General features: G+C 38.6%; 1 pseudogene. It reads right to left on the bottom strand.

The features are described from left to right. Window positions 1-428 (bottom strand): annotated as a pseudogene (locus EWU23_RS13745) (hypothetical protein); the annotation flags it as partial. Window positions 429-485: the final 57 nt, after the last annotated feature.

Here is a 485-nt window from a genome sequence, read left to right as displayed (position 1 = left end):
GTTGTTAATAGCCTTTTAGAGGTGTGGTGGCCCACTATATGACGCGTATAAGCATCTACAATAAAAGTGAGGTAATAATAGATGCCATTGACTTGATAATAACTAATGTCACTCTGCCAATATTGGTCTATACGGCTCGGTTTTTGATACATCAATAAATTCTCAAATCGAATTACTCCTTGACTATCTGTTGTCTTGATATATGAGGGTATTCGAGGTCTAGTTAAATGGTGCTGCTTACAAAATACCTCAAAAAGATCTCGTCCCATCATCTGCTGATGATCGGGTTTAATCATATAATACAAGTAGCGTATAGCCATGGTGGGATGTTTTACTCGAATTTCATCGACGGCCTTTAATAAATGATGCTGAACTTTTTCCTGCTTGATTTGTCGGTTCAACTGTTGGTGGACAGCTTGCTTACTCATGCCAAGGCTTCGATATAATTCATTCAAACTGAAGGGATGTTTTTCTCGGGTAAGCCA

The organism is Aquirufa beregesia, assembly GCF_011090385.1.
Classification (GTDB): Bacteria; Bacteroidota; Bacteroidia; order Cytophagales; family Spirosomataceae; genus Aquirufa; species Aquirufa beregesia.
The sequence above is the reverse complement of the archived record's forward strand: the minus strand, read 5'-3'. Positions and strand labels throughout refer to the sequence as shown.